Source organism: Idiomarina sp., from assembly GCF_048265525.1.
In the GTDB taxonomy this organism is placed as follows: domain Bacteria; phylum Pseudomonadota; class Gammaproteobacteria; order Enterobacterales; family Alteromonadaceae; genus Idiomarina.
This window is the reverse complement of sequence record NZ_JBLXBI010000005.1, coordinates 157,816-182,908: the sequence shown is the minus strand read 5'-3', so window position 1 is coordinate 182,908 and position 25,093 is coordinate 157,816. Positions and strand designations below refer to the sequence as shown.

The 25,093-nt window shown below is 47.7% G+C and carries 27 protein-coding genes; 24 read left to right on the top strand and 3 right to left on the bottom strand.

What is annotated here, in order from left to right; all coding sequences use genetic code 11:
• Positions 1-65 precede the first annotated feature (65 nt).
• Positions 66-545, top strand: coding sequence for a Fe-S cluster assembly transcriptional regulator IscR (gene iscR, locus ACN0TF_RS11440; protein WP_417442033.1), 480 nt, complete (start codon positions 66-68; stop codon positions 543-545).
• Between the two features lie 30 nt (positions 546-575).
• On the top strand, positions 576-1,733 hold the full coding sequence (locus ACN0TF_RS11435) for an IscS subfamily cysteine desulfurase (protein ID WP_417442032.1): 1,158 nt from the start codon (positions 576-578) through the stop codon (positions 1,731-1,733).
• On the opposite strand, the gene msrA is transcribed toward ACN0TF_RS11435, so the two are convergent.
• Positions 1,730-2,275, bottom strand: coding sequence for a peptide-methionine (S)-S-oxide reductase MsrA (gene msrA, locus ACN0TF_RS11430; protein ID WP_417442031.1), 546 nt, complete (start codon positions 2,273-2,275; stop codon positions 1,730-1,732). The two genes, ACN0TF_RS11435 and msrA, sit on opposite strands and share 4 nt — an antisense overlap.
• Positions 2,276-2,441: 166 nt before the next feature.
• On the opposite strand from msrA, the gene ndk reads away from it, so the two are divergent.
• The 9 genes from ndk to der all read left to right on the top strand — a co-directional run bounded on the left by ndk (position 2,442) and on the right by der (position 11,488).
• Positions 2,442-2,873, top strand: coding sequence for a nucleoside-diphosphate kinase (gene ndk / locus ACN0TF_RS11425; RefSeq protein ID WP_011235266.1), 432 nt, complete (start codon positions 2,442-2,444; stop codon positions 2,871-2,873).
• A gap of 77 nt (positions 2,874-2,950) precedes the next feature.
• On the top strand, positions 2,951-4,087 hold the full coding sequence (locus ACN0TF_RS11420; protein ID WP_417442030.1) for a bifunctional tRNA (adenosine(37)-C2)-methyltransferase TrmG/ribosomal RNA large subunit methyltransferase RlmN: 1,137 nt from the start codon (positions 2,951-2,953) through the stop codon (positions 4,085-4,087).
• Positions 4,088-4,120: 33 nt separating this feature from the next.
• Positions 4,121-4,576, top strand: coding sequence for a tetratricopeptide repeat protein (locus ACN0TF_RS11415; RefSeq protein WP_417442029.1), 456 nt, complete (start codon positions 4,121-4,123; stop codon positions 4,574-4,576).
• A 20-nt stretch (positions 4,577-4,596) separates the two neighbouring features.
• A complete protein-coding gene (locus ACN0TF_RS11410) occupies positions 4,597-5,706 on the top strand; it encodes a RodZ domain-containing protein (RefSeq protein WP_417442028.1) in 1,110 nt (369 codons plus the stop codon).
• 16 nt (positions 5,707-5,722) lie between these two features.
• On the top strand, positions 5,723-6,841 hold the full coding sequence (gene ispG, locus ACN0TF_RS11405; protein WP_417442027.1) for a flavodoxin-dependent (E)-4-hydroxy-3-methylbut-2-enyl-diphosphate synthase: 1,119 nt from the start codon (positions 5,723-5,725) through the stop codon (positions 6,839-6,841).
• 72 nt (positions 6,842-6,913) lie between these two features.
• Entirely contained in the window at positions 6,914-8,191 is a 1,278-nt protein-coding gene (gene hisS / locus ACN0TF_RS11400; protein WP_417442026.1) for a histidine--tRNA ligase, read from the top strand.
• A gap of 4 nt (positions 8,192-8,195) precedes the next feature.
• Positions 8,196-8,804 (top strand): tetratricopeptide repeat protein, encoded by a 609-nt coding sequence (locus ACN0TF_RS11395; RefSeq protein ID WP_417442025.1) that lies wholly within the window; start codon positions 8,196-8,198, stop codon positions 8,802-8,804.
• Complete coding sequence (gene bamB, locus ACN0TF_RS11390) at positions 8,804-10,045, top strand: outer membrane protein assembly factor BamB (protein WP_417442024.1); 1,242 nt, start codon at positions 8,804-8,806, stop codon at positions 10,043-10,045. Before ACN0TF_RS11395 ends, bamB begins: the two co-directional genes overlap by 1 nt.
• A 3-nt stretch (positions 10,046-10,048) precedes the next feature.
• Entirely contained in the window at positions 10,049-11,488 is a 1,440-nt protein-coding gene (gene der / locus ACN0TF_RS11385; RefSeq protein ID WP_034822384.1) for a ribosome biogenesis GTPase Der, read from the top strand.
• A 47-nt stretch (positions 11,489-11,535) separates the two neighbouring features.
• On the opposite strand, the gene hslO is transcribed toward der, so the two are convergent.
• Both hslO and hslR read right to left on the bottom strand, forming a co-directional pair.
• A complete protein-coding gene (gene hslO, locus ACN0TF_RS11380) occupies positions 11,536-12,360 on the bottom strand; it encodes an Hsp33 family molecular chaperone HslO (protein ID WP_417442023.1) in 825 nt (274 codons plus the stop codon).
• A gap of 30 nt (positions 12,361-12,390) precedes the next feature.
• A complete protein-coding gene (gene hslR, locus ACN0TF_RS11375; protein ID WP_417442022.1) occupies positions 12,391-12,792 on the bottom strand; it encodes a ribosome-associated heat shock protein Hsp15 in 402 nt (133 codons plus the stop codon).
• A gap of 150 nt (positions 12,793-12,942) precedes the next feature.
• Between hslR and gspC the strand changes: the two genes are divergently transcribed.
• The 13 genes from gspC (at position 12,943) to ACN0TF_RS11310 (ending at position 25,071) form a co-directional block, all read left to right on the top strand.
• Entirely contained in the window at positions 12,943-13,818 is an 876-nt protein-coding gene (gene gspC / locus ACN0TF_RS11370) for a type II secretion system protein GspC (protein ID WP_417442021.1), read from the top strand.
• A gap of 1 nt (position 13,819) precedes the next feature.
• Positions 13,820-15,958, top strand: coding sequence for a type II secretion system secretin GspD (gene gspD, locus ACN0TF_RS11365; protein ID WP_417442020.1), 2,139 nt, complete (start codon positions 13,820-13,822; stop codon positions 15,956-15,958).
• Positions 15,951-17,435: a type II secretion system ATPase GspE gene (gene gspE / locus ACN0TF_RS11360; protein WP_417442103.1), complete on the top strand. Its 1,485-nt coding sequence runs from the start codon at positions 15,951-15,953 to the stop codon at positions 17,433-17,435. Before gspD ends, gspE begins: the two co-directional genes overlap by 8 nt.
• 3 nt (positions 17,436-17,438) lie before the next feature.
• Positions 17,439-18,665: a type II secretion system inner membrane protein GspF gene (gspF, locus tag ACN0TF_RS11355; RefSeq protein WP_011235252.1), complete on the top strand. Its 1,227-nt coding sequence runs from the start codon at positions 17,439-17,441 to the stop codon at positions 18,663-18,665.
• A 2-nt stretch (positions 18,666-18,667) separates the two neighbouring features.
• Entirely contained in the window at positions 18,668-19,105 is a 438-nt protein-coding gene (gene gspG / locus ACN0TF_RS11350) for a type II secretion system major pseudopilin GspG (RefSeq protein WP_011235251.1), read from the top strand.
• Entirely contained in the window at positions 19,080-19,646 is a 567-nt protein-coding gene (gene gspH, locus ACN0TF_RS11345; RefSeq protein ID WP_417442019.1) for a type II secretion system minor pseudopilin GspH, read from the top strand. The genes gspG and gspH overlap by 26 nt, the downstream gene beginning before the upstream one ends.
• 2 nt (positions 19,647-19,648) lie before the next feature.
• On the top strand, positions 19,649-20,041 hold the full coding sequence (gene gspI, locus ACN0TF_RS11340; protein WP_417442018.1) for a type II secretion system minor pseudopilin GspI: 393 nt from the start codon (positions 19,649-19,651) through the stop codon (positions 20,039-20,041).
• Positions 20,031-20,714: a type II secretion system minor pseudopilin GspJ gene (gene gspJ, locus ACN0TF_RS11335; RefSeq protein WP_417442017.1), complete on the top strand. Its 684-nt coding sequence runs from the start codon at positions 20,031-20,033 to the stop codon at positions 20,712-20,714. Before gspI ends, gspJ begins: the two co-directional genes overlap by 11 nt.
• The gene (gspK, locus tag ACN0TF_RS11330; RefSeq protein ID WP_417442016.1) at positions 20,704-21,690 is read left to right on the top strand and encodes a type II secretion system minor pseudopilin GspK; all 987 of its coding nucleotides are present in this window, start codon (positions 20,704-20,706) and stop codon (positions 21,688-21,690) included. The genes gspJ and gspK overlap by 11 nt, the downstream gene beginning before the upstream one ends.
• A 3-nt stretch (positions 21,691-21,693) precedes the next feature.
• Positions 21,694-22,914 (top strand): type II secretion system protein GspL, encoded by a 1,221-nt coding sequence (gene gspL / locus ACN0TF_RS11325; RefSeq protein WP_417442015.1) that lies wholly within the window; start codon positions 21,694-21,696, stop codon positions 22,912-22,914.
• Entirely contained in the window at positions 22,911-23,429 is a 519-nt protein-coding gene (locus tag ACN0TF_RS11320; RefSeq protein ID WP_417442014.1) for a type II secretion system protein M, read from the top strand. The genes gspL and ACN0TF_RS11320 overlap by 4 nt, the downstream gene beginning before the upstream one ends.
• Positions 23,426-24,172, top strand: a complete 747-nt coding sequence (locus tag ACN0TF_RS11315; protein WP_417442013.1) for a type II secretion system protein N — start codon at positions 23,426-23,428, stop codon at positions 24,170-24,172. The genes ACN0TF_RS11320 and ACN0TF_RS11315 overlap by 4 nt, the downstream gene beginning before the upstream one ends.
• An 80-nt stretch (positions 24,173-24,252) precedes the next feature.
• Positions 24,253-25,071 (top strand): mechanosensitive ion channel domain-containing protein, encoded by an 819-nt coding sequence (locus ACN0TF_RS11310; protein ID WP_417442012.1) that lies wholly within the window; start codon positions 24,253-24,255, stop codon positions 25,069-25,071.
• Positions 25,072-25,093: the final 22 nt, after the last annotated feature.

Here is a 25,093-nt window from a genome sequence, read left to right as displayed (position 1 = left end):
TAAAATAGTCGGGAATGTAGAATCTCAATACATTAACGATGAATTAAGCAGCAGAGGAAAACACCATGCGCCTGACGTCAAAAGGTCGATACGCAGTAACAGCTATGCTGGACGTTGCGCTTTTTACGGCAAATGGTCCCGTGCCGTTAGCGGATATTTCTGAGCGTCAGGGAATATCTCTGTCGTATTTAGAGCAGTTGTTTTCGCGCTTACGTAAGCACGGGTTGGTGGACAGTGTGCGAGGTCCGGGTGGTGGTTATCGTCTGGGCTGTGCAGCAAATGATATTTCTGTTGGTGCCGTCATTCATGCTGTGGACGAGTCAATTGATGCAACGCGTTGTCAGGGTAAAGCTAACTGTCAGGGCGGCGAACGTTGTCTGACCCACTCTCTGTGGGAAGGGTTAAGCGACAGAATATCTGACTTTCTGGACGGTATTACGCTGGCTGAGTTGATGAAGAAACAGGACGTGGGTGATGTTCTGAATAGACAAAATTCGTTGCATAACCACAGTGAAGAAGAGATTAAGTTAAACTCTCATCTATAATATTGCCTTTAAGTTGTCAGGAGCAAGCAAGTGTCTAAGTTACCCCTGTATTTTGATTATGCTGCAACCACGCCAGTCGATCCTGTTGTAGCAGAAAAAATGATGGGTTGTTTAACGCAGGATGGCTTGTTTGGTAACCCGGCATCGCGTTCGCATAAGTATGGCTGGCAGGCAGAAGAAGCTGTAGATATTGCCCGAAATCAGGTTGCTGATCTTATTAACGCCGACGCACGCGAAATTGTTTTTACCTCAGGTGCTACTGAATCAGATAACCTTGCCATAAAAGGCGCAGCCCAGTATTACTCAGATAAAGGCAAACACGTTATTACGCTTAAAACCGAGCACAAAGCGGTTTTAGATACCTGCGCTCAGCTGGAAAAAGAAGGCTTTGAAGTGACGTATCTGGATGTCGGAACAGACGGCTTGCTGGATATGGATTTGTTCCGCTCAGCCTTGCGCGAAGATACGGTGTTAGTGAGCGTAATGCTGGTTAATAACGAAATTGGCGTGCTTCAGGATATAACTACCATCGGCCATTTATGTCGCGAAAACGGCACGATATTTCATGTTGACGCCGCTCAGGCGTGCGGCAAAGTGTTAATGGATATGGCGGAATTACCGGTCGATTTATTGTCGCTTTCTGCTCACAAAATGTATGGACCTAAAGGTATTGGGGCATTGTATGTACGCCGCACTCCGCGAGTTCGGCTGCTTGCGCAGATGCATGGCGGAGGTCATGAACGCGGCATGCGCTCAGGTACTTTACCAACACACCAAATTGTCGGTATGGGTGTTGCGGCGGAACTTGCCCTTAACGAGCTGGAACTGGAGCCTGCGCGAGTGGAAAACCTGCGTCAGCGTTTATGGACTGGTGTGAATCAGCTGGAAGGCGTGACGCTGAATGGTTCTGAACAGCAACGCGTACCGCATATTACTAACATCAGTTTTGCCGGGGTTGATGGCGAATTGCTGCTAATGGCGTTAAAAGATCTTGCGCTTTCTTCGGGCTCGGCCTGCACCTCTGCCAGCGTTGAACCCTCGTATGTCCTTAGTGCTTTAGGGGTTGGGCATGAACTGGCAATGAGTTCACTGCGCTTTAGCATTGGTCGTTACACTTCCGAAGAAGACATTGACCGTGCGATAGAACTTATCCACCGCACGGTGGGGACTTTGCGAGGCGCTGCTTAGTCCTTAAGCAGGCCCGCAAAGGTTTTGCGGAATTTAGCCAGCTTCGGTGAAATTACCGCCTGACAATACGGGTTTTCCGGATTTCTGGCGTAATAATTTTCGTGGTAATCCTCGGCCGGGTAGAAGGTTCCCAGCGGGGTTACTTCCGTCACTATAGGCGCTGCAAATGCGGCATCGGCTTCAAGTTCGGCAATAATATCTTCCGCTTCGCGTTTTTGCGCGTCGTTATGATAGAAAATTGATGTGCGATATTGCGTACCCACATCGTTGCCCTGACGATTCACCTGAGTTGGATCGTGCAGAGTGAAAAAGATTTCTAAGATTTGACGGTAAGAGATCTGCTCTGGGTCGTATTGGAGTTGCGCAACTTCGGCATGTCCTGTTTCGCCACTGCAAACCTGCTCGTAAGTTGGATTGATGGTATGCCCGCCAGTGTAGCCCGATTTAACCGACTGAATGCCTTTTACCTGAAGGAAGGCTGACTCAACACACCAGAAGCAACCTCCGCCAAGGGTGGCTTGTTCATATTCATTGTTCGCCATGTCAGAACTCCTTATCGTCAAATAGACGTCTATATGGCTATATAAGTTCTCTCATCCTAGCTGAGAATGAATGAAAAAACAATCACTGGGTATTCGATTTCTGCGCCGATCTCACGTATAATCCGCGCGACTGATTTATCCCTTAATTTTATTGGAGTTTATAACCATGGCTTTAGAGCGCACTCTATCAATTATCAAGCCTGATGCAGTTGCAAAAAACTTAATCGGCGCTATCTACAACCGTTTTGAATCTGCTGGTCTTCGCATTGTTGGTGCTAAAATGATGCACCTAAGCAAAGAACAGGCAGAAGGTTTCTACGCAGAACACAAAGAACGTCCTTTCTTTGGTGCTTTGGTTGAATTCATGACTTCAGGCCCTATCGTTGTTCAGGTTCTTGAAGGTGAAGACGCTGTACGTAAAAACCGCGACATCATGGGTGCTACGAATCCTGCAGAAGCACTGGCAGGAACTATTCGTGCCGACTATGCTGAAACTATAGACGAAAATGCGGTACATGGTTCAGATGCAACTGAATCTGCTGCACGTGAAATCTCTTACTTCTTCAGCGACGAAGAAGTTTGTCAGCGCACTCGCTAAGACTGTATTTGAATGTAGCCTGATGCTATTGCATCAGGCTACAAAAACGTCGAGGCACATCAGAAAACCGGAGCTTTATGACCAACGCAATAGATAAAAAAGTGAACTTACTCGACCTGAATCGTGAGGGAATCAAAGAGTTCTTTCGTGAGATGGGTGAGAAACCATTTCGTGCTGAACAAGTAATGAAGTGGCTGTATCACTTTTGTGTCGATGACTTTGATGAGATGACCAATCTTAATAAAGCATTGCGTGAAAAGCTCAAGCAAGTCGCTGAAATACGCGCGCCTGAAGTTCGTGAACAACAGCAGTCATCGGACGGCACTATTAAGTTCGCTATGACCTTGTTTGACGGTCAGGACGTGGAAACAGTATGGATACCCGAGGGTGATCGCACTACTTTGTGCGTGTCTTCTCAGGTTGGTTGTGCATTAGAGTGTACTTTCTGCTCAACCGGGGCTCAGGGCTTTAACCGTAACCTCAGTGTGGCGGAAATCATCGGCCAGGTATGGCGGGTGAACCAGCTGTTAGGGGCTTATGGAAAAACCGGAATTAAACCCGTAACGAACGTTGTCATGATGGGCATGGGTGAACCTTTGCTTAACTTAAACAATGTTGTTCCGGCAATGGAATTAATGTTGGATGACCTGGGTTTCGGTTTATCCAAACGCCGCGTTACTTTAAGTACTTCAGGTGTTGTTCCTGCGTTGGAAAAATTGCGTGAACGCATTGATGTGATGTTGGCTATTTCTTTGCACGCGCCGGACGATGAGCTGCGCAACGAAATTGTACCTATTAATAAGAAGTACAATATTGAAGAATTTCTGGCATCCAGCCGTCGTTATGTTGAGCAGTCAAAAGCTCAGCGTAAAGTAACGGTAGAGTATGTCATGCTGGACCATGTGAACGATTCAACCGATCAGGCACATGCGCTGGCAAAAACCTTAAAAGATACCCCGAGTAAAATTAATCTTATTCCATTTAACCCTTTCCCGGGCTCGGACTACGGGCGTTCTAGTAATTCGCGAATTGACCGTTTTGCCAAAGTGCTTATGGAGTACGGTTTGACGGTAATGGTACGGAAAACTCGTGGGGATGATATCGATGCAGCTTGCGGACAGTTAGTGGGCGATGTCATCGATCGTACAAAACGTATACTGAAACGTCAGCAGAAACAGCGTGGTGGAGAGGCAATAGCTGTAAAGACCACGTAAATTTACAGAGTCGCAGGCACAAGGAGTGTGATAATGCGAACCGCTTTATTATTGATAGCCGCAGCGCTATATGGTTGTACCGCTAACCCTGAACAGTCGGTATCTGTGGGTAATGATGTACGGTTGCAGCTTGGACTTGCTTATTTGGCGCAAGGGAAATTGAAGCTTGCGTATCCGCATTTGCAAACCGCATTGACGAACAATCCCCGGTCTCTGGATGCCAATCTTGCCTTAGGGCAATGGTATTTAGCGACAAATGACGTTGATTCAGCTTTGTCACTTTACCAACAGACATTATCATGGCAACCTATGAGCGGTGCATTGTACAATAACTATGCGGTTGCACTGTGTGTGGCTGGTGACTGGAAAAAAGCACTCAGGTATTTTGATAAAGTGACATTGGATCCAGCGTATCCACATTATGCCAGATCTGAGGCCAATAGAGCCGAGTGTCTGGCACGGGTAAGTCACGACGCAGCTCAACCATAACAGGGAAACCCCTTACAATCATGACTGCTGAAAACGAATCAACACAAGATAATAAAAAGCCAGAATCGGAAGCGGCACAAGAAACAGAGCAAAAGCTGAGTAAAGGTCCTGGTGAAATTCTGAGAGAAGCCCGTGAAGCTAAAGGTTTAGAGCAACGCGAGGTTGCAGACCAGTTGCGTTTGCGAAAGCAGATTATTGAATTGCTGGAAGCCGATGATTATTCAACTTTCTCTACGGCAACCTTTATTAAAGGCTATTTACGCTCCTACGCCAAACTGCTTGATTTAGACGATACCGAGCTGTTTGAGGCTTATAAAGCCAGAGGCTATAAAGAAGTTGAAAGCAGCCAGATGCAGAGCTTCTCAAGACGTAAAAAGCATGAGGAAAGTGACAACCGCTTAATGTTAATTACTTATGTAGTTATCATTATTGTCGTTGCTTTGGTTATTTGGTGGTGGCAAGAGCCGGATCTTGGTTTTAGTGAAGGTGAAACCGGCACACAGGAAAGTTCAGAAGTTTCCCCGGTAAATACTGATGATGAAGCTGATAACGTCGGTGATATTGAAATTTCGAATCGGCCGACAGAGCCACAAATTGAGCCGAATGAAGATGAAGCCATATTAGAGTCGGAAGTTGAAACCGATGATACGAATGTTGCGATCGAATCGGTGCAAGAACCCGTTAGTGAAAATGACGAAAATAACAGCGGGAATACCAGTGAGAATAACGACGAATCGCAGGCCGCTAACACTGAGTCAGTAGCTAATGATGTAAATGATACACAGGAGTTGCCAACTGAAACTGCCGAGCAGACAGACAATGAAGTTGAAACTCCGACTGAGTCCGAGCCTGCTGAGCCGTCGCCGCAATCGGAAACTGTTTCAGCCAGTCTGGTGTTAGAGTTTAATGAAGAATGCTGGGTTAAAATTGATGATGCTTCCGGTGAAACTCAGGCTGTTGGTGTAAAAGCTGCAGGCTACCGTATGCCAGTCCCTGGCGAAGCGCCTTTTTCAGTAACACTGTGTAAACCTGAAGCTGTTAATGTCAGCTTTAACGGTGATGCCTTTAATATGGACCAGTTCCGTGCTGGTCGTGTTGCGCGCTTCACCGTACCGTCAGAAGAGCAGTAGAGGTCAATTTAAGGTTATGATGCACGAAAATCCAATTAAACGCCGTCCTTCACGCCGCTTGTATGTAGGTAATGTGCCTATTGGCGATGGCGCACCGATTGCTGTGCAGTCCATGACAAATACCGAAACAACCGATGTTGATGCGACCGTAGCGCAAATAGAAGCCTTGGCTCAGGCTGGTGCCGATATTGTTCGTGTGTCTGTACCAACAATGGACGCAGCCGAAGCTTTTAAGCAAATAAAGCAACGCAGTCCTGTACCCTTGGTTACTGACATTCATTTTGATTACCGCATTGCGCTTAAAGTTGCCGAATATGGTGCTGACTGCTTACGTATCAACCCAGGTAATATCGGCCACGAAGACAGAATAAAAGCTGTAGTAGATGCAGCACGTGAGCGTAACATTCCAATTCGTATTGGGGTAAATGGCGGTTCGTTAGAAAAAGATCTGCAAGAAAAATACGGGGAACCGACAGCCGAGGCGTTAGTCGAGTCTGCAATGCGCCATGTCAATATTCTCTACAAGCTGGACTTCTACGATTTTAAAGTCAGTGTTAAAGCGTCAGACGTTTTTCTAGCGGTTGAATCCTATCGTTTATTGGCGAAAGAAATTGACCAGCCACTGCACTTAGGTATTACAGAAGCTGGTGGAAAACGCAGCGGTGCGGTGAAGTCGTCAGTTGGTTTAGGCATTTTGCTGGCCGAGGGTATTGGTGACACGCTAAGGGTTTCGCTCGCTGCCGACCCTGTTGAAGAAATTAAAGTTGGTTTTGATATATTAAAGTCACTGCGTATTCGTGCACGGGGCATCAATTTTATTGCCTGCCCTAGTTGTTCCAGACAAGAATTCGATGTTATTAACACCGTTAATGCCTTAGAGGAGCGTCTGGAAGATATTACTATTCCAATGGATGTTTCAATTATAGGCTGTGTGGTTAATGGTCCGGGCGAGGCTCTGGTATCGCATGTAGGTCTTGCTGGCGCAAAAAACAAAAGTGGTTTGTACATCGGCGGAGCACGTCAAAAACTCCGGCTGGATAACCAAAATTTAGTGGATGAGCTGGAAGCTCAAATTCGCGAACAGGTTAAGTTCATTGAAGCTAATAAAATTGACGTAAAAGAAATTAACGGTTGATTTTACCCGCATCGACAAAGTCCCTATAATACCCGCTTATTTTCTGTATCGATAACCAGACGAGAAGGTTCCGTGGCGAATACAATCCAAGCAATTCGTGGCATGAATGATTTGTTGCCAGAGCAGAGTCCGGCCTGGCAACAGGTTGAAGCAGTAATACGACGCGTTGCTGCAAGCTACGGGTATAGCGAAATCCGTATGCCAGTGCTGGAAAGCACACAACTGTTTAAACGCTCTATTGGTGAAGTTACCGATATTGTCGAAAAAGAAATGTATACCTTTGATGACCGCAATGGCGAAAGCGTGACCTTGCGTCCTGAAGGGACAGCGAGCTGCGTGCGCGCGGGTAATCAGCACGGTTTGTTGTACAACCAAATTCAGCGATTGTGGTACATGGGGCCTATGTTCCGTTACGAACGTCCGCAAAAGGGACGTTATCGTCAGTTCCATCAATTTGGTATTGAAACCTTTGGTTTAGAAAGCGCCGATGCTGATGCGGAAGTCATTCTGCTTTCGGCCAGATTATGGCGTGAGTTTGGTCTTGCCGATCAGGTAGAGCTGCAACTGAACTCTCTGGGTTCTAATGAAGCGCGGGCGAATTACCGCGAGGCATTAAAAGCTTACTTGTCTGACTATGTAAACGAGTTGGATGAAGACAGTAAACGCCGGCTTGAAAGCAATCCGTTGCGTATTCTGGACAGTAAAGACGAAAATACTCAGAAGGTTCTGGAAGGCGCGCCAAGTCTATCCGAATACTGGGACGCTGAGTCAAAAGAGCATTTTGAGCAATTAACCGCTCGCCTGGAAGCGGCTGGTATTTCATATACCTTAAACGAACGTTTGGTTCGTGGTCTGGATTATTACAACCGTACCGTGTTTGAATGGGTTACCACAGCATTGGGAGCTCAGGGTACTGTTTGTGCCGGTGGTCGTTATGACGGTCTGGTTGAACAATTAGGCGGTAAGGCTACGCCTGCAGTCGGTTTTGCAATGGGTATGGAACGCTTGGTGCTATTGTTACAGGAACAAGGCAAGCTGACCCCAAGACGAGTGGTTGATGCCTACTTAATGCCGTTAGGCGAAGAAGCGGAACTAAATGCCCCGCGAATTGCCGAACAGCTGAGAAATGAATTACCGGAACTGCGACTGGTAAGCCACTGTGGTGGCGGTTCTATGAAAAAACAAATGAAAAAAGCAGATAAGTCGGGTGCACAAGTGGCACTCATTATCGGTGCAGATGAAATCGCTCAGCAGCAGGTAACCGTAAAACCGTTACGCACTGCTGAAGAACAACAAACTCTGGGCTGGCAGGCACTTATTGAGTATCTGCAACCAATGACGAGAGGGTAGTCAGGTGGATGAAGAACAGCAAGTAGAACGTTTAAAAGAGTTCTGGAAAGAGCATGGTAAAGGCATTGTTGCCGGTGTGGTCATTGGCTTTGGTTTGTTTTATGGCTGGCGTTACTATGACCAGCATACGCTGGAAACTCAGGAGCGTGCTTCGTCAAACTATCAGCAGTTAACGGCTGAGCTCTCTGAAGGTAGCGAAAACGCGGTACTGGAAGCACAAGAGTTTGTTAGTGAAAACCCTGAAAATGTTTATGCACAGTTGGTAGCGTTGCAGTTGGCTCAACATGCGGTCGAACGCACTGACTTAGCAACAGCGGTTACTGCGTTGCAGTCGGTTGTCGACAGCGCTCAAGACGAAAATATGTCGGCTTTAGCCAGTATCCGGTTAGCCCGGGTATTAATTGCTCAGGAACAGCTTGATGCTGCTTTAAGCTTAGTTAAGAAACCTCTGCCTGAAGCCTATGCGGGTTTTGCCGCGGAGCTTGAAGGCGATATTCTGGCCGAGCAGGGTAATACTGAAGAAGCTCGTGCCGCATACGAACGCGCATTGCAGGCTGGTGAGTCATTGACTCCGGCACTGCAAATGAAACTCAACAGCCTGGTTAAGTCATAATGCAATTGATTAAACGCTTTACCAAAGGCAGTTTGTTATTGACTGCTGCAGTTCTTGTTAGTGGTTGCTCTATTTTTGGTGACGACGATGAAGAGCCTAAATTTGCGGTGCTTCAGCCTATTTCTGAGCAAGTACAACCAAAAGTCTTATGGGATGCTTCTGTCGGAAGCGGTATTGGTGAGCACTTCTCCCGATTAAACCCAGTTGTTGCATACGACAAGGTCTTTGCTGCTGACCGCAATGGCCTTGTCAGTGCTTTTGACAAGACCTCAGGCGACCGCGTCTGGCGAATTGACCTACGTCAGCGCATTACATTTGATGAAGCAACCGACGAAGGCTGGTTCAGCGGCTTATTTGCAAGTCCTTTTCCAGCTCGTATATCTGGCGGCTTAGTTGCTCGCTACGACCGTGTTTTTCTGGGCACCGAAAATGGTGATGTTGTTGCTCTGGATGCTGAAACTGGTGATGTTGTCTGGCATACCGAAGTGAACAACGAAGTCATGTCAGACCCTGCTGTCGGCGAAGGTCGTGTCGTTGTTCATACCGGTGGCGGAAAAGTCATTAGCCTGGACGCTGAAACCGGTGAAGAGCAATGGGAATATGAATATCAGACGCCCATGCTGACTGTGCGTGGTGCATCGGCTCCGGCAATTATCAGTGGTGGTATTGTGGTTGGCGACAGCAACGGCTCAGGTATGGTGTTAATTGCTGACAGCGGACAACAAGCCTGGACTCAGCCTATTGGTAAGCCCAGCGGAAGTACTGAACTAGAGCGTTTAGCCGACGTTGATGCAAAACCGGCTACTCAGGGAACAACGTTATACATGGTCGCTTTTAACGGCGAACTGGTAGCGCTTGAACTCATGAGCGGTGAAGTACGCTGGAAACGTGATTACAAAGCGTTTGAAAATATGCTGGTGACAAACGGCCGAATTTTCTTAACCGATGTTAAAAGCCACGTTTACTCACTTGACCAGAGCGGTGGTATTGAGCGCTGGAGTAATACCGAGCTGTTTGGGCGTAAGTTGAGCGCGCCGGCATGGCATCGCGGTAATATTGTCGTTGGTGACTTTGAAGGCTACTTGCATTGGCTGGACAGTGAAACCGGCAACATTGTTGGCCGTTACGAAGTTGGCGGCGATGGAGTCTATGTTGCTCCAGTCGTTGATAACAACATTATGTATGTACAAACTCGAGACGGTGATATCATCGCGCTCGATACTCAATCAGGAAATGAATAAGAGATGTTACCTGTTGTCGCGCTGGTTGGGCGCCCAAATGTGGGGAAATCCACGCTTTTTAATCGTTTAACGCGGACTCGCGACGCACTGGTAGCGGACTTTCCCGGGTTAACCCGGGATCGTAAATACGGTCAGGCAAATTACGACGGTTATCAATTTATTGTTATTGATACCGGCGGTATTCATGGTGATGAAGAAGGCATTGACGAAGAAATGGCAAAGCAGTCACTGCTTGCTGTTGACGAGGCCGATGTCGTTCTTTTCATGGTGGACGCGCGTGACGGTGTTACCGTTGGCGATCAGGCCATTGCGGATCATTTGCGTAAGCAGAATAAGAAAGTTTACCTGGTCTGTAACAAAATTGACGGTATTGATGCCCATTCGGCAATGGCAGACTTCTATTCGTTATCTTTAGGTGAGCTTTACGGTATTGCAGCGGCTCACGGTCGTGGGGTAGAGCAGTTACTCGAAATTTGCTTTAAGCCAATAGCGGAAGAATATCCCGATGTTATCGTGCCCAAGGACGTTGAGTCTGAAGAGCTGGAGCATGATGAAATTGACTACGACAAACTGCCACTAAAACTGGCTATTGTCGGTCGTCCAAACGTCGGTAAGTCAACCTTAATCAATCGTATACTGGGTGAAGAACGGGTTGTCGTTTATGACATGCCGGGCACCACCCGCGACTCCGTGTATATTCCTATGCAACGGAACGAGCGCGAATATGTTCTGATTGATACAGCAGGAGTCCGTCGTCGTGGACGTATTGGAGAGGCTATCGAAAAGTTCTCGGTGGTTAAAACCCTGCAGGCAATTGAGGACGCAAACGTTGTTCTTATTGTGGTTGATGCACGCGAAACCATCAGTGATCAGGATCTCAATTTAATTGGCTTTGCATTAAATGCCGGTCGTTCAATTGTTATTGCAGTGAACAAGTGGGATGGTTTGCAAAACGACCACAAAGAAGAAATAAAGCGCGAGCTGGATCGTCGCTTAGGTTTCGTCGACTTCGCCCGCTTGCATTTTATCTCCGCACTGCATGGTACGGGTGTTGGTCATTTATTTGAGTCGGTTGAAGAGGCTTATGCCAGCGCAACCCAGCGAATTAGTACCTCCAAGCTGACTAAAATTATGGAAATGGCGCAGGAAGAACATCAGCCGCCACTGGTTAGTGGTCGCCGGGTGAAACTTAAATATGCCCACGCAGGTGGCTATAATCCACCTCGTATTATTATTCACGGCAACCAGGTAAAAGATTTACCGGGGGCTTATCAGCGCTATTTAATTAACTACTTCCGGAAGTCTCTGGGCGTTATGGGTACGCCAATAAAAGTAGAATTCCGTGAACCGGTTAACCCGTATGAAGGTAAGAAAAACCAGCTGACTTTGTCACAGCAGCGAAAGCGCAGACGCTTGATGAAGTTCCTGAAGAAGAAAAAGTAGTTTTAAACGAGAAAAGCCTGCTGATTATGCAGGCTTTTTTGTATCTGTTAATTAAAGTCTGAAGGGGTAAAACGGTACTCGGTCAGGCAATAATCACAGGTCATCATAATTTCGCCTTCCTCGGCTAAAATTTCCTGAATTTCTTCCGGGCTTACTGAAGCCAGTGCCTCCAGAGTGCGCTCGCGAGAGCAGCCACAAACAAAACTGACCGCTTGTGACGGGTAAAGGCGAACGTGTTCCTCGTGATAAAGACGATGCAACAGTTGCTCTGCCGGTAGTGTGAAAATTTCTTTGGCAGTAATGGTGTCGGTTAAAGTGGCCAGATGCTCGAACCCGGTCAAGTCCATGCCGGTTGCTGGCAGGCGCTGTAACAGCATTCCGGCTGCATGTTCTCCGTCGGCGTGCAGCCAAACCCGGGTGCGTAGCTGTTCTGACTGTTCAAAATAGTCTTCCAGCATGGCTGCAATTGAACCAGCACTGGCACTGACAACGCCCTGGTAACGCTCACCCGTGTCTGGAGTCAGCGTTATAATTAACTGACCTTTGCCTATCATTGCCTGCAAATCAGTGCTGTCAATTTCGGCTCTTAACCGGGCTATGCCCCGAAGCTCCTGATTATGATTGCCATTTACCGCAATAAAGTTAAGTGGTCCATCGCCCTGAAGTTGCACCGCAATATGACCTTCAAATTTTAAAGTAGCAGTTAACAGCGATACAGCCGCCATCATTTGCCCAAGCAACTCCTGAACCGGCGCTGGGTAGTCGTGACCACGGATCAAGGTTTGGTAGCTGCTGGTCAACTGAACGAGCTCACCTCGCACATCGTGCTCGTCAAAGGTGTAGCGTGACAATTGATCAGTTGGGTATTCCATGGGCACTCCTGTTTATCGACAACAAGCGGTTTATTCACCGCTATCTTTCATTCTGATAAGTTGACGGCGCTGTTTCTTATCTGGCCGTCCATCCGGGTGCGGATTATACAACGCATTAAGCTTTCTTGCTTCCGCATTTTTTTCGCGCTTTTCTATGCTCTCAGAAGTTTCTCTATAGAGTAATTGTGCCTCACTGGCACCGCGGCGTTGTTCACTTAACTCCATGACCTCAACTTCTTTTGTATCGAAGCCCTGACGCAAAGTGATAAAAGCACCAAGCTGAACAACCTTAGAAGGCTTGCTACGCTGCCCATCATAATGTACTTTGCCTGACTGAATCATTTGTCGGGCAAGTGCTCTGGTTTTGTAGAATCTTGCAGCCCACAGCCATTTATCCAGACGAATGGGACTTTCTTTTCGAGTTTTTGTCATAAAACCGCAACGAATTCGTTATAAACTTTGTGTTAACCGATTGTTGACTCATGTCGCCTGCGCTAGAATGCATGAATCGCCTTTTGTCAGTGTAACAAGAATAAGAATAAAGTGACTGCCCGACTCCAACAAATATTTAAAGATACTCAAATGTGGCGCCGCTTAATGCAAGCGCTAACGGCTTTCGCATGGTTTTTGGTTGCGGTATTGCTGGCTCGGTTTACCTGGTCACTGATTAATCCGGCGGAGCCCGACGACAGTGCGGTCCTACCTAAAGTGACGGTGGACTCTGCTGCAACCAGTACCATGAATTTAGAAACCTTAACTGAGCTTAATCTTTTTGGAACAGCAGAGCGGCGGAACCGTTCTGAAAACGTTCAAAACGCGCCCAAAACATCGTTAAATGTTCGCCTGATAGGCGTTTCTGCCAGCTCCAACCCGGAACGTTCTGCGGCTATTATTCAGCAAGGTAGCAAGCAACAAACCTACATTATTGGTGAGAGCCTGGGCAGTTCATCGGTAACTGTCGAAGAGATTCATGCCGATCGCGTTATTCTTGATAATAACGGCCGGTTAGAAACACTGAAAATGGAAGACATTGGTGAGGATAGGCCTGCACTGTCGCTAATTGTAGGTGACTCAGATAACGGCGGTGCGCTGGTACCTGTCGATAGTGATGATACCAACCCCGTTGATGATGAGGCAACTGTCGAACAGCAACTGGCACAAGTTGCTGATAACCCATCGTCGTTACTCGATTACGTGAATATTTCGCCAGTACAAGCGAATGGCGAGTTAAAAGGATACAAACTGAACCCAGGCAAAAACCCACAGTTATTTCGGGATGCTGGATTCCAGAACGGTGACTTGGCAGTGGCCATTAATGGCTTTGATCTGACCGACATGGAGCAGGCAATGCTTGCTAGTCAGGAACTGTCGGAACAAGAACAGGTCAGCATAGAAATTGAGCGCGACGGTGAAAGGATGGAACTGTCGTTTGAGCTACCGGTAAAACAGGATAATTGATATGACAGTGGCAAAGAGTGGCTTAAAAGCATGGTTGGGAGCTCTTGGTTTAGCATTAACACTGATGAGTTCGCCATTAAGCAGCGAAGAGTATGCCGCCAGTTTTAAAAATACTGATATTAACGAGTTCATTCAGGTTGTCGGTCGGAATTTGGGTAAAACCATCATTATTGACCCGAATGTTCGGGGAAAAATTGATGTGCGCAGCTACGATGTGATGAATGAAGAACAGTACTATCAGTTTTTCCTGAATGTTCTTGAGGTTTACGGGTTTGCCGTTGTTGAGATGGAATCGGGCGTGCTTAAGGTGATACGCGATAAAGACGCAAAAACATCTTCATTACCCGTGCTCGACAGAGATACCAGAGGTTCAGGCGATACTATGGTGACCCGGGTTGTGCCGGTAGAAAACGTATCGGTACGTGAGCTTGCGCCGTTATTGCGTCAGTTAAACGATCAAAGTGGCGGCGGTATGGTGGTCAGCTATGACCCATCTAATGTGATTATGATGACGGGCCGTTCAGAAACTGTGCAACGGCTGGTAGAGATTATTGAACGAGTTGATCAGGCAGGCGATCAGGACGTTGACATGATCAGCCTTGAATATGCATCTGCAAGCGAAATTGTTCGTATTGCTCAATCTTTATATGAAAAAAATAATGAAGGCGTACCGGCATTATTGATTCCTAGAATTGTTGCGGATGAACGCAGTAATAGCGTTATTGTCAGCGGTGAGCCACGCGCCAGAGCCCGCGTCGTTAAACTTATTAAGCAGTTGGATCAGGACTTAAAAACCGAAGGTAATACCCGGGTTTTCTATCTTAAGTATGCAAAAGCGCCTGAAGTTGTGGACGTGTTGAAAGATGTTAGTCGTTCCATTCAGGCTGAAGTTGAGCAGCAATCAAGCACTGGCAACAATAACCAACGACGCCGTACCGGAGGCGATGAAACGGTCAGTATCAGCCCGCATGAACCGACTAACTCAGTGGTTATTACCGCTCAAAAAGATATGCTGGCGTCGCTTGAAAAAGTGATTCGGGACTTAGACATTCGTCGTGCCCAGGTTCAGGTTGAGGCCATTATTGTCGAGATTATGGAAGGCGATAACGTCGACTTCGGAGTGCAGTGGATCAGCGAAGACGGCGGTATGGTTCAATATAATAACGGTAACCAGGTACCCATTGGGAGTTTAGCCGCCGGTGCTTATCAGGCACGTGAAAGAGAAGGCACAACGACAACCCGGGTAACCGATGGCGGGGTTGAAGTGACCACGACAGAACCGGATGAACCTGGAGATGTTTCATTGCTGGCAAACTTGTTGGGCTCTGTAAACGGTATGATGTTCGGCACCATTCAGAATGACTGGGCGGCGGTGGTTCAGGCCGTTACACAGGATACTCGCTCAAATATTTTGGCAACGCCAAGTATTGTTACCGTAGATAACGAGGAAGCGAGCTTCCTGGTCGGCCAGGAAGTTCCTACTATTAGTGGCTCTACTACGGGTGATAACAACGACAACCCTTTCCAGACGGTTAACCGCACCGAGATAGGTATTAAGTTAAAGGTAACGCCTCAAATTAACGAGGGGGACGCCGTGCAAATGACGATAGAGCAAGAAGTGTCCAGTTTAAGCGGTGCCACTGCGGTTGACGTTATTATTAATAAGCGTGAACTGAAAACCACGGTTATGGCTGACGACGGTGAGACTATTGTACTGGGCGGCTTGATTGACGAAGACGTGCAGGAATCTGTATCCAAAGTTCCTATTTTGGGGGATATCCCGATTCTGGGTAAGCTATTTAGTTCAACTTCAACATCCAAGCAAAAGCGCAATCTTATGGTATTTATCCGTCCGACCATAGTCCGTGACGGCAACCGTATGCGCGAGTTGAGCTCGGCAAAATACAATTATATGCGGGCACTGCAGTTAAATGAACGGTCGCGTGGAATTTCACTCATGCCTTCTGAGGAGTCACCACTGCTTAACGATTGGGACAGTGAGCTGACGTTACCGCCGGGATTTGACGAATACCTGAAAAAACAAGGTAGCGAGAAGAACGACGAGAATAGAGACGAAAAGAAAGACGAAAAGAGTGACAAAGAAAGCGACGAGCAAAATGCAGAGCAGCAAGATGACTGAAGCCAGTGCCATTGCAACAGCTCGCCTTCCGTTCAGCTTTGCTAAACGCTTTGGCGTAGTGGTAGAGCAGGGTGAGCCGTTAATTTTGCATTGCCGTGCCGGTATTTCGGCTGCTGCGTTAAAAGAAGTGAGGCGTGCGCTGGGGCAACCGGTAACCCTTCAGGAGCATGCCGCAAGTGACTTTGAAAGCTTGTTAACTCGTGCGTATCAGCGAGACTCATCAGAAGCTCAGCAGCTAATGGAGGACATTGGCAATGAGTCCGACTTGTTCTCTCTGGCTGATGAGTTGCCGCAGACAGAAGATCTGCTGGAAAGCGAAGATGACGCGCCTATTATTAAGCTAATTAACGCAATGCTGAGCGAGGCGATAAAAGAAGGTGCCTCAGATATTCATATTGAGACCTTTGAGAAAGCTTTGCTAATACGTTTTCGCATAGACGGCGTTTTACGTGAAGTGTTGCGACCAAACCGTAAGTTGTCATCGCTGCTGGTGTCGCGCATAAAAGTTATGGCGCAGCTGGATATTGCTGAAAAACGCGTTCCGCAGGATGGTCGCATTTCGTTGTTGATTGCCGGTCGAGCGGTGGATGTGCGGGTTTCTACCATGCCGTCTAATCATGGCGAGCGGGTTGTATTGCGTTTATTAGATAAGAATAATGCGCGGCTCAATCTGACTGAGCTGGGAATGACCGATGCTAACCGGAAGATTTTCCAGGAGCTGATTTACAAGCCCCACGGTATTATTTTGGTAACCGGCCCTACAGGGTCTGGTAAAAGTACGACTTTGTACGCCGGGCTTAGCGAAATTAACTCTAAAGACCGTAATATTCTGACCGTCGAAGACCCGATAGAATATGCCATTGATGGTATTGGACAGACTCAGGTTAATCCTCGGGTGGATATGACCTTCGCCCGCGGGTTGCGCGCTATTTTGCGTCAGGACCCGGACGTGGTGATGGTTGGTGAGATACGTGATGTAGAAACTGCGCAAATTGCTGTGCAGGCTTCGCTCACTGGTCACCTGGTCTTGTCTACATTGCACACCAATACGGCCGCCGGTGCTATTACTCGTCTGGAAGACATGGGCGTAGAACCTTTCCTGCTTTCATCGAGCTTATTGGCGGTGTTATCACAGCGTCTGGTGCGGACACTCTGTAGCGAGTGCAAACAGCCTCACCAGCCTGATGACGAAGAAAAGAATATGCTGGGCCTTGATGCTTCAGATACGAGTGTGATTTATCGTGCAGGGAGTTGTGAACGATGCAATCACACCGGTTATCGTGGACGAACCGGTATTCACGAACTGCTGCTGGTGGACGACCATGTACGTGAGTTAGTCCATAATGGTCACGGTGAACAGTCTATTGAAAAGTATATTCGCCAGTCGACGCCCGGTATTCGCCAGGACGGATTAGCAAAAGTACTGAAAGGCAAAACAACGCTGGAAGAAGTGCTGCGGGTTACCCGCGAGGAGTAGAGGGTGGCAGCATTTGAATACCAAGCCGTTGAAGCTAATGGCAGAAAGAAAAAAGGTGTACTGGAAGCCGATACTGAGCGACAGGTACGTCAGTTATTGCGCGAAAAAGGCTTAATGCCTTTAACTATTGAACCTGCCGCTGATCAAGACAGAAAGAAAACCTTACAGCCCCGGTTTGGGCTTCCACAGCGTAAGGTTAAAGCGCAGGACTTGGCATTAATTACCCGTCAGTTATCCACCTTAGTAGGTTCAGCGTTGCCCATTGAGCAGGCGTTGTTAGCGGTTGCTGATCAAACCGAAAAGCCGCGCCTGAAAAAGTTACTGATGTCGGTACGCAGTAAAGTGGTTGAAGGTTATGGCCTTGCCGAAGCTATGTCGGAGTTTCCCGGTGTTTTCGATTCTTTATATACCGCCATGGTCGCTGCAGGTGAAAAATCCGGCCATTTAGATACAGTACTGGATGAACTGGCAAACTATACTGAGCAACGTCAACACATGAAAAGCCAGCTGACTCAGGCGCTAATTTATCCGCTTATGCTGACTTTAGTTGCCATTGGCATTGTGGTTTTTCTGTTGGTTTCTATTGTGCCGCAAATAGTGGATAACTTTTCAACCATGGGCCAGGACTTACCGCCAACCACTCTGGCGATGATAGCCATTAGTGAATTTTTGCAAAACTGGGGGCTGTGGTTACTTATTGGTATTGCTTTGGTACTGGTGGCCTTTAACCAGTGGTTGAGAAATGAAAAAAACCGCCTGAAATATCATCGCAGGCTGTTAAAACTTCCCATGCTGGGTAAGGTCATAAGAGGGGTAAGTACTGCCCGTTTTGCCCGGACTTTAAGTATACTGACCTCCTCAGCGGTACCCTTGCTTGACGGGTTGCGCATTACCTCGTCGGTCATTGGTAATTTAGCCATACGTCAGGCGGTAGATGAAGCGGCTGGACGCGTTCGTGAAGGGGCGTCAATGCGCGGTGCGTTGCAGGAAACGGGGTTGTTCCCACCAATGATGCTGCACATGATAGCGGCAGGTGAGAAGTCCGGTGAACTGGAACAAATGTTAAAACGCTCAGCCGATAATCAGGACAAAGAATTTGAAAACTTGGTGTCGGTTAGTTTAAAAGTATTTGAGCCGGTGTTGATAGTGACGATGGCAGGTATCGTCTTCTTTATTGTGCTGTCTATCATTCAACCCATTTTACAATTAAATAATAGTGTAGGGCTTTAGGTATGAGACGTAATCAACAAGGTTTTTCATTGGTCGAAGTAATGGTGGTTATTGCCATTATCGGTATTTTGGCCACTATGGTGTTACCAAATGTACTGGGTAATCAGGAAAAGGCCAACGAGCAAAAAGTGATAGCCGATATTGTCGCTTTAGAAAACGCACTGGCTCAGTATCACTTAGATAACGGTATGTTTCCAACGACCGAGCAAGGACTTGAGGCTTTAGTCAATGAACCGAACATGGATCCGCAGCCTCGCAGCTACCGCAGTGGCGGTTATATTCGCCGTTTACCGCAGGACCCTTACGGCAATGACTATTTACTCCTGAACCCGGGGCAGTACGATGATGTTGATATTTTTTCCCCGGGCCCGGACGGTCAGCCCGGAACAGATGATGATTTTGGCAACTGGATGATTGGCAACAACAATCGTGATCAATAAGCGTTGTTTGGTTGGTTTTACTTTAATTGAAGTCATGCTGGTGATGGCCATTCTTGGTCTCATCGCCAGCGCTGTCATGTTTACACTGCCCGGCGGTGACCGTGGGCAGGACTCTCCTCAAAATGCGGCCGTGAGTTTACGTCAACAGCTAAACTATGCGCGCGAATACGCCATGGTTCGACAACAACCTCTCGGATTAAAGTTTCAAGAAGATGGCTATCGTTTCTTATTCTGGAAAGATGAGCAATGGCGCGAACAAAACGCTCGTGGTTTGCGGGCGCAGGAAACAGAATGGCCACTACGCTGGCAGTTCACTAGCCGGGGGCTGAAGATATTGGAACAAAACGAATCGCTGAGTAGCGGGTTGTTTGCTGAGGAAAGTGACGAAGACAGCATCATTCCCGATATTCTGATTCTACCCAGCGGTGAAATGACACTATTTGAAGTTCATATTGAGCATTTAAACGACCCCGATGCTGAGCGTTGGCTTATTGCGGAAAATAGCTGGCAAGTCAGTATTTCTGCTGAGGCTCCGGAGTAACTATGCGGTGTGTGCGTGGCTTTACCTTAATTGAAGTGATGGTCGCCTTGTCGGTGTTCAGTCTGGCGGCACTTGCCGCACTACAGGCAGCCAGTGGCCATTTGACCGGGTTAAGCGCTTTACAGGATAAAACCTTTGCTCAGTACGTAGCTTCTAACCGCCTCGCAGAACTGTCGCTTGAACAAAAGTGGCCACTTGAAGATAAACGGAGCGGCCAGCAGGAACAGGCCGATGTTACCTGGTACTGGCAGCAACAAGTGACTGAAACCGTCACGCCGAATGTTGTTGCAGTAACGGTGAAAGTGATGAAAAACGAGGACGGTCGTGAGCACTTTCGGCTAACCCGCTATGTGCGCAAACCGGATTCAGCGGGAGGAACGAGCAATGGTCGTTAACTCCGCAAACAAGGGGTTTACCTTAGTAGAAGTGCTGGTGACCATGGTGATATTTGCCATTATCGGTATTGCCAGCTTTCAGGTTCTGAACCAAATGGTAAATACCGAAGAGCAATCTCAAAAACAGCGCGAGCAAATGGAACGTTTGCAGTTTAGCCAGTTGCTGATACAGCAGGATATTCGGCAAATGGTCGCTAAGCCGACGCGGCCATCGGGTGTCGAAGTGACTCATCAATACCTGAGTAATGATCCGAGTTACTTCGATTCGGACGGCGGTGTGCTGGCCTTTGTCAGAAGTGGTTTTGATAACCCCGGTAACATGATGCCCCGCAGCGAATTGCAGCCGGTAGTTTACCGTTTATGGAATGGGAATTTGCAGCGAGTAACCGAGACTTTTGTTAACGATCGCTCCTCAGAGCCATCCGTTCAGACCTTATTAGAAGGCGTTGAAGAACTGTCTTTTCGGTTTTACCGCAGTGATGGCGTGAGTAACGCGAATCAGGGACTAGAACAAGGCTGGAGCGACAGCTGGGAAAGCTCCGGCGATTTACCTCAAGCCGTTGAAGTGACCATTCGTAGCAAAAACTTTGGCACCATCAGGCGCGTGTTTTTGATAGCCGCAGTAGGACAGCAAGTGGAAAGTAATAGCGGAGGGCTGCAACGTGCCAATTAGCCCGGGTAAGTCATCACAGACCGGAGCTGCACTGATAACGGTTTTGCTGGTTATTGCTATTGTGTCGGTTATTGCTGTGAATTTAGGTGGAAAGCTACAGTTACAAATAACCCGTATGGGTAACTTGCAGCAAGCTGAACAAAGCTACTGGATGTGGTTAAGCGCAGAGGATGTTCTAAAAGAAGTGCTGCAAACTGAGCTGGAAGAGAACGATGGAGTTGCGCACAAAGAACAAAACTGGGCTCAGCGCAGCGGACCTTTTCCGGTAGAAGGTGGGCAGATTGCCGCGAAAGTCAGGGATTTATACAGCTGCTTTAACCTTAATAGCCTGGTTGCCGATGCAGAAGATCCCGGAACTCTGGAAAAACGCAAACGACAATACAAAGCGCTGTTGGAAGCACTGGAAATTGATAACTATCAAGCCGAGATTTTAACCGACAGTCTGGTAGACTGGCTGGATGAAGACAGTCAGTTGTCGGGCAGTAACGGTGCCGAAGACCCTGATTATGAGAGTTTACCTAAGCCTTATTTGGCCGCAAACAGCCAACTACTTGAGATGAGTGAGCTAAGAATGGTGCGTGGATACAGCGCTAAAATTGTGAATACTCTACACTCTGTTGCTTGCGTTATTCCCAATGAGACAGGCTTAAAAATTAATATTAATACTCTGGAACAGGAGCAGGCTGCGGTTTTAACCGGGGTTACCGAAGGTAAGCTAGCACTTGCTGATGCTATGGCTTTGCTGAATAACCGGCCGCCTCAAGGCTACGAATCCGATGAGGAACTCGCTGAGTTGGCTGAGCTTTCGGGAGTGAGGTCGGAATTAGAAGGTGAATTGTCCGAATTGACCGTAAGTAGTGAGTATTTTCAGCTGGTTGCGATGATTCAGTGGGGCGAGGTAGAAATGAGAGCGCGCTCGGTATTACATTTAAACGAAGGTCGAGTACAAACCCTGTACCGGGCGATGGGAGATTAGTTTATGCATGAAACACTGATTCTGCGGTTACCGGCTTATGGTACCGACGAACCCATACCCTGGTTGGTCTGGCATAAAGGGCAGCAAGAGTTAATAGCCAGTGGAGAGCTGAGTTCGGTAGCAGAGCTTGTTCAGTTAAAAGATAAAGCCAACCGTTGCGAAGTCATTGTGGCATTGCCCGGGCAAGATGTTTCGATGACAAGAGTGACTTTGCCCGCAGGCACAAAAAGGCATCTGCAGCGCATTATTCCTTACGCTCTGGAAGAAGAGCTGGCGACAGATATTGAGCAGTTGCACTTTGCCTGGCCGGATCTAAAAGGCACAGAATTGCCGGTTGCTGTAGTTGCTAAAGAACGAATGAATTATTGGTTGCAGGTGTTAGCCGAAGCCGGCATTGATTCGGCTTTCTGGGTGCCCGACTGTTTTCTGTTGCCGCATCAGAACGATACCTGGCAGGCGATAGAGCTTGCGGACAGTGTCATTGTCAGAACCGGTGAATGGCAGGGCTTTACCATAGAAAAAGAGCAGTTTGCTCAGTTAGCACCAGCTTTTGCTGCTGAACAGGACAATCCAACGGAAATTATTCACTATGGCGCGCTCAACTGGCCGCAATCGCCAGCGCCTTTAACGCCGGCTGATATTGAGGTGCCTTTTACTATTGCCGTGCAAAGTATCGCGACAGGGAACTGTATTAACTTAAGGCAGGGAACTTATCGTTCACAACGGGCTAAACGTTCAGTTGACTTGCCCTGGAAGGGGCTGGCTACTGCCGCGAGTGTACTCTTTGTTTTGGCCGTGTTATTAAACGGCGTACGCTATTGGCAACTGGAATCTCAGCGAGACACTTTAAAAGCGCAGGCTGAGCAACTTTATCGTGACGCCTTTCCAGGCCAGACTCGTATTGTGAATTTAAAAGTACAGTTGCAACGGCAACTGGAAAGCCTTGGACTGGGTAGTGCGGATGAAGCTTCGGTGCTTGCGGTTTTGCAGCAACTGGCTCCTGCGTTTAAGTCACAGCCTGAGCTGCAGCTTGAGTTACTTCGCTTTCAGAACAATGAGTTGCGCTTACAGGCAACCGCCAGCAGCTTTTCTCAATTTGAGGCTTTTCAACAGGCGGCGAAAGCCGAAGGGTTAACTGTTGAAGCGGGCTCAATGAGTAACCGTGGTGAACAAGTTTCGGGGTCTCTAACCGTGCAACTAGATGCTCAGGGGGCGCAGTCATGAACAGAATTACTGGTCATTTAATGCCTTATCTGGACTTAGGCAAGCAACGCTGGCAACAGTTTAACCAGCGTGAGCAGAGCTTGTTAGCTGTTTTGGCAGGAGTACTGTTTATTGCTTTTCTGTACTTTGTCATTTGGCAGCCCAGCTCCCAGGCAGTAGCCAATGCAGAGCGTCAGCTTGCAGCTCAACAGCAGCAATACCAATGGGTTCAGCAGGCAATAGCGCGCTATAAAAAACTGGAAGAGAGCAGCTCTGAACAACAAAGTGCATCGGGCTCTGTCAGTCAACGCATCAACCGTGCTGCAGCCGCACAGGATATTCAAATTGCGCGTTTGCAGCCTCAGGGCCAGGATTATCTGTTAAGTGTTGATGAGGTGGCTTTTTCTGATTTATTAAGCTTTTTAGCCGAACTGGAGCAACGCCAGGGGTTATCACTAAAAGCTGTTGATATTGCGAAATTAAATACGCCCGGACAGGTGCGTTTACGTAAACTATTAGTAAGTGAGGCTTCATGAACTTAAAACGCTGGATACCCTGGTTAGTGGTCGTGTATCTGGTTGCCATGCTGGTGATGTTACCGGCAAGGGTCATCTACTGGTTTCCTTTGCCGGATAACGTCCGGCTCTCTCAGGTCAGTGGGAGTTTGTGGAATGGTGTTGCCGGGCAGGTTGCAGTTGACGATATCGTACTGACTAACCTTAGCTGGAACTGGCAGGTGTCTTCGGTATTCCTGGGTGAATTGGTCATGGATGTTAACTTGCCTGCCAAAAGTAACCCGTTTGCACTGAATGGACGCCTGCTTGCAGGCTCCACCAAAGTTGGAGCCAAAGATATAACGGCCAGTGGTGATGTTAATGCTCTGCTGCAGTTGGCAAACACCCGCTTGCCTTTAAAAACCGGAGGGAACTGGCGTTTGTCATTAGACAGCTTTGTCGTTACTGCGCCCGGTCCGGTCCGTTGGTGCGACGAGCTGAAAGGTCAGGCTCAGGGCGAGCAAATTCGGGTGTTGGTTAATAATCAATGGCAGTCGTTGGGAGATTTTCCGGTAGAACTTAGCTGTAACGACAATAACTCAGTGGGCTTAGCCATGAATGGCAACAACAGCCTGGGATTAGATTTCAAGGGCAGCATTAACAGCCAGAGTTTCAATGCTGAAGGCACAGTGAAGCCGACTCCGGAAACACCTGAAGGGCTGGCTAAAATGATGGAATACATGGGAACGCCGGATTCGCGCGGCCGTTACTCATTTCGCTTGTGATCCCACTTGCGGGTAAAAACGTTTATGATTACTGTAATAATAAGTCACTAATTAAAGTCTCTGCGGAATAAGGAATTTGTATGGATAACATCGTCCAGTGGATTAATGATAACCAGGACATGCTGATCGGTTTCTCGATTAAATTTGTCATCGCGATTGCGATACTTGTCATCGGTAAGATCGTTGCTAACACCGTGACAGGTGTGATGACCAAAGGCATGAAGAAACGTGAAGTTGACGGTGCCGTTATCAGCTTTGTCGGTGCAATTTTAAAAACGGTGATATTCATTGCCGCTATTATGATGGCGCTGTCGCATGTGGGCGTTGAAACCACTTCCTTCATTGCCATATTAGGTGCCGCAGGTCTGGCAATTGGTCTGGCGTTGCAGGGCTCTCTGTCTAATATTGCATCAGGCGTTCTGCTTATTATGTTCCGCCCAATTCGTGCGGGTGAATATGTTGATGCCGGTGGTGTTTCAGGAACCGTTGAGCAAATTAATATCTTTCAGACCATTATGAAAACCCCTGACCGTAAGGTGGTTTTTGTTCCTAACTCTGAAGTTATTGGCGGTCCTATTGTTAACTATAACCGCGAAGCACTGCGCCGTATCGACCTGGTTATTGGTGTAAGTTACAGCGCTAATCTGCAGCAGACGAAGAAAGCACTGATGGATGTTATTACCAGCGATGAACGGGTATTAAAAGATCCTGAACCTGTTGTTACGGTGACCAACCTTGGCGATTCGTCGGTCGACTTTAATGTTCGCCCGTGGACGAAAAACGAGGACTACTGGCCGACCCGCTGGGATTTATTAGAACGCATTAAAGACCGTTTGGATGAAGAGGGCATAGGTATTCCCTTTCCCCAAATGGACGTTCACCTGAAAAAAGACGACTAATGTGTTGTTCTGAGAAAAGGCC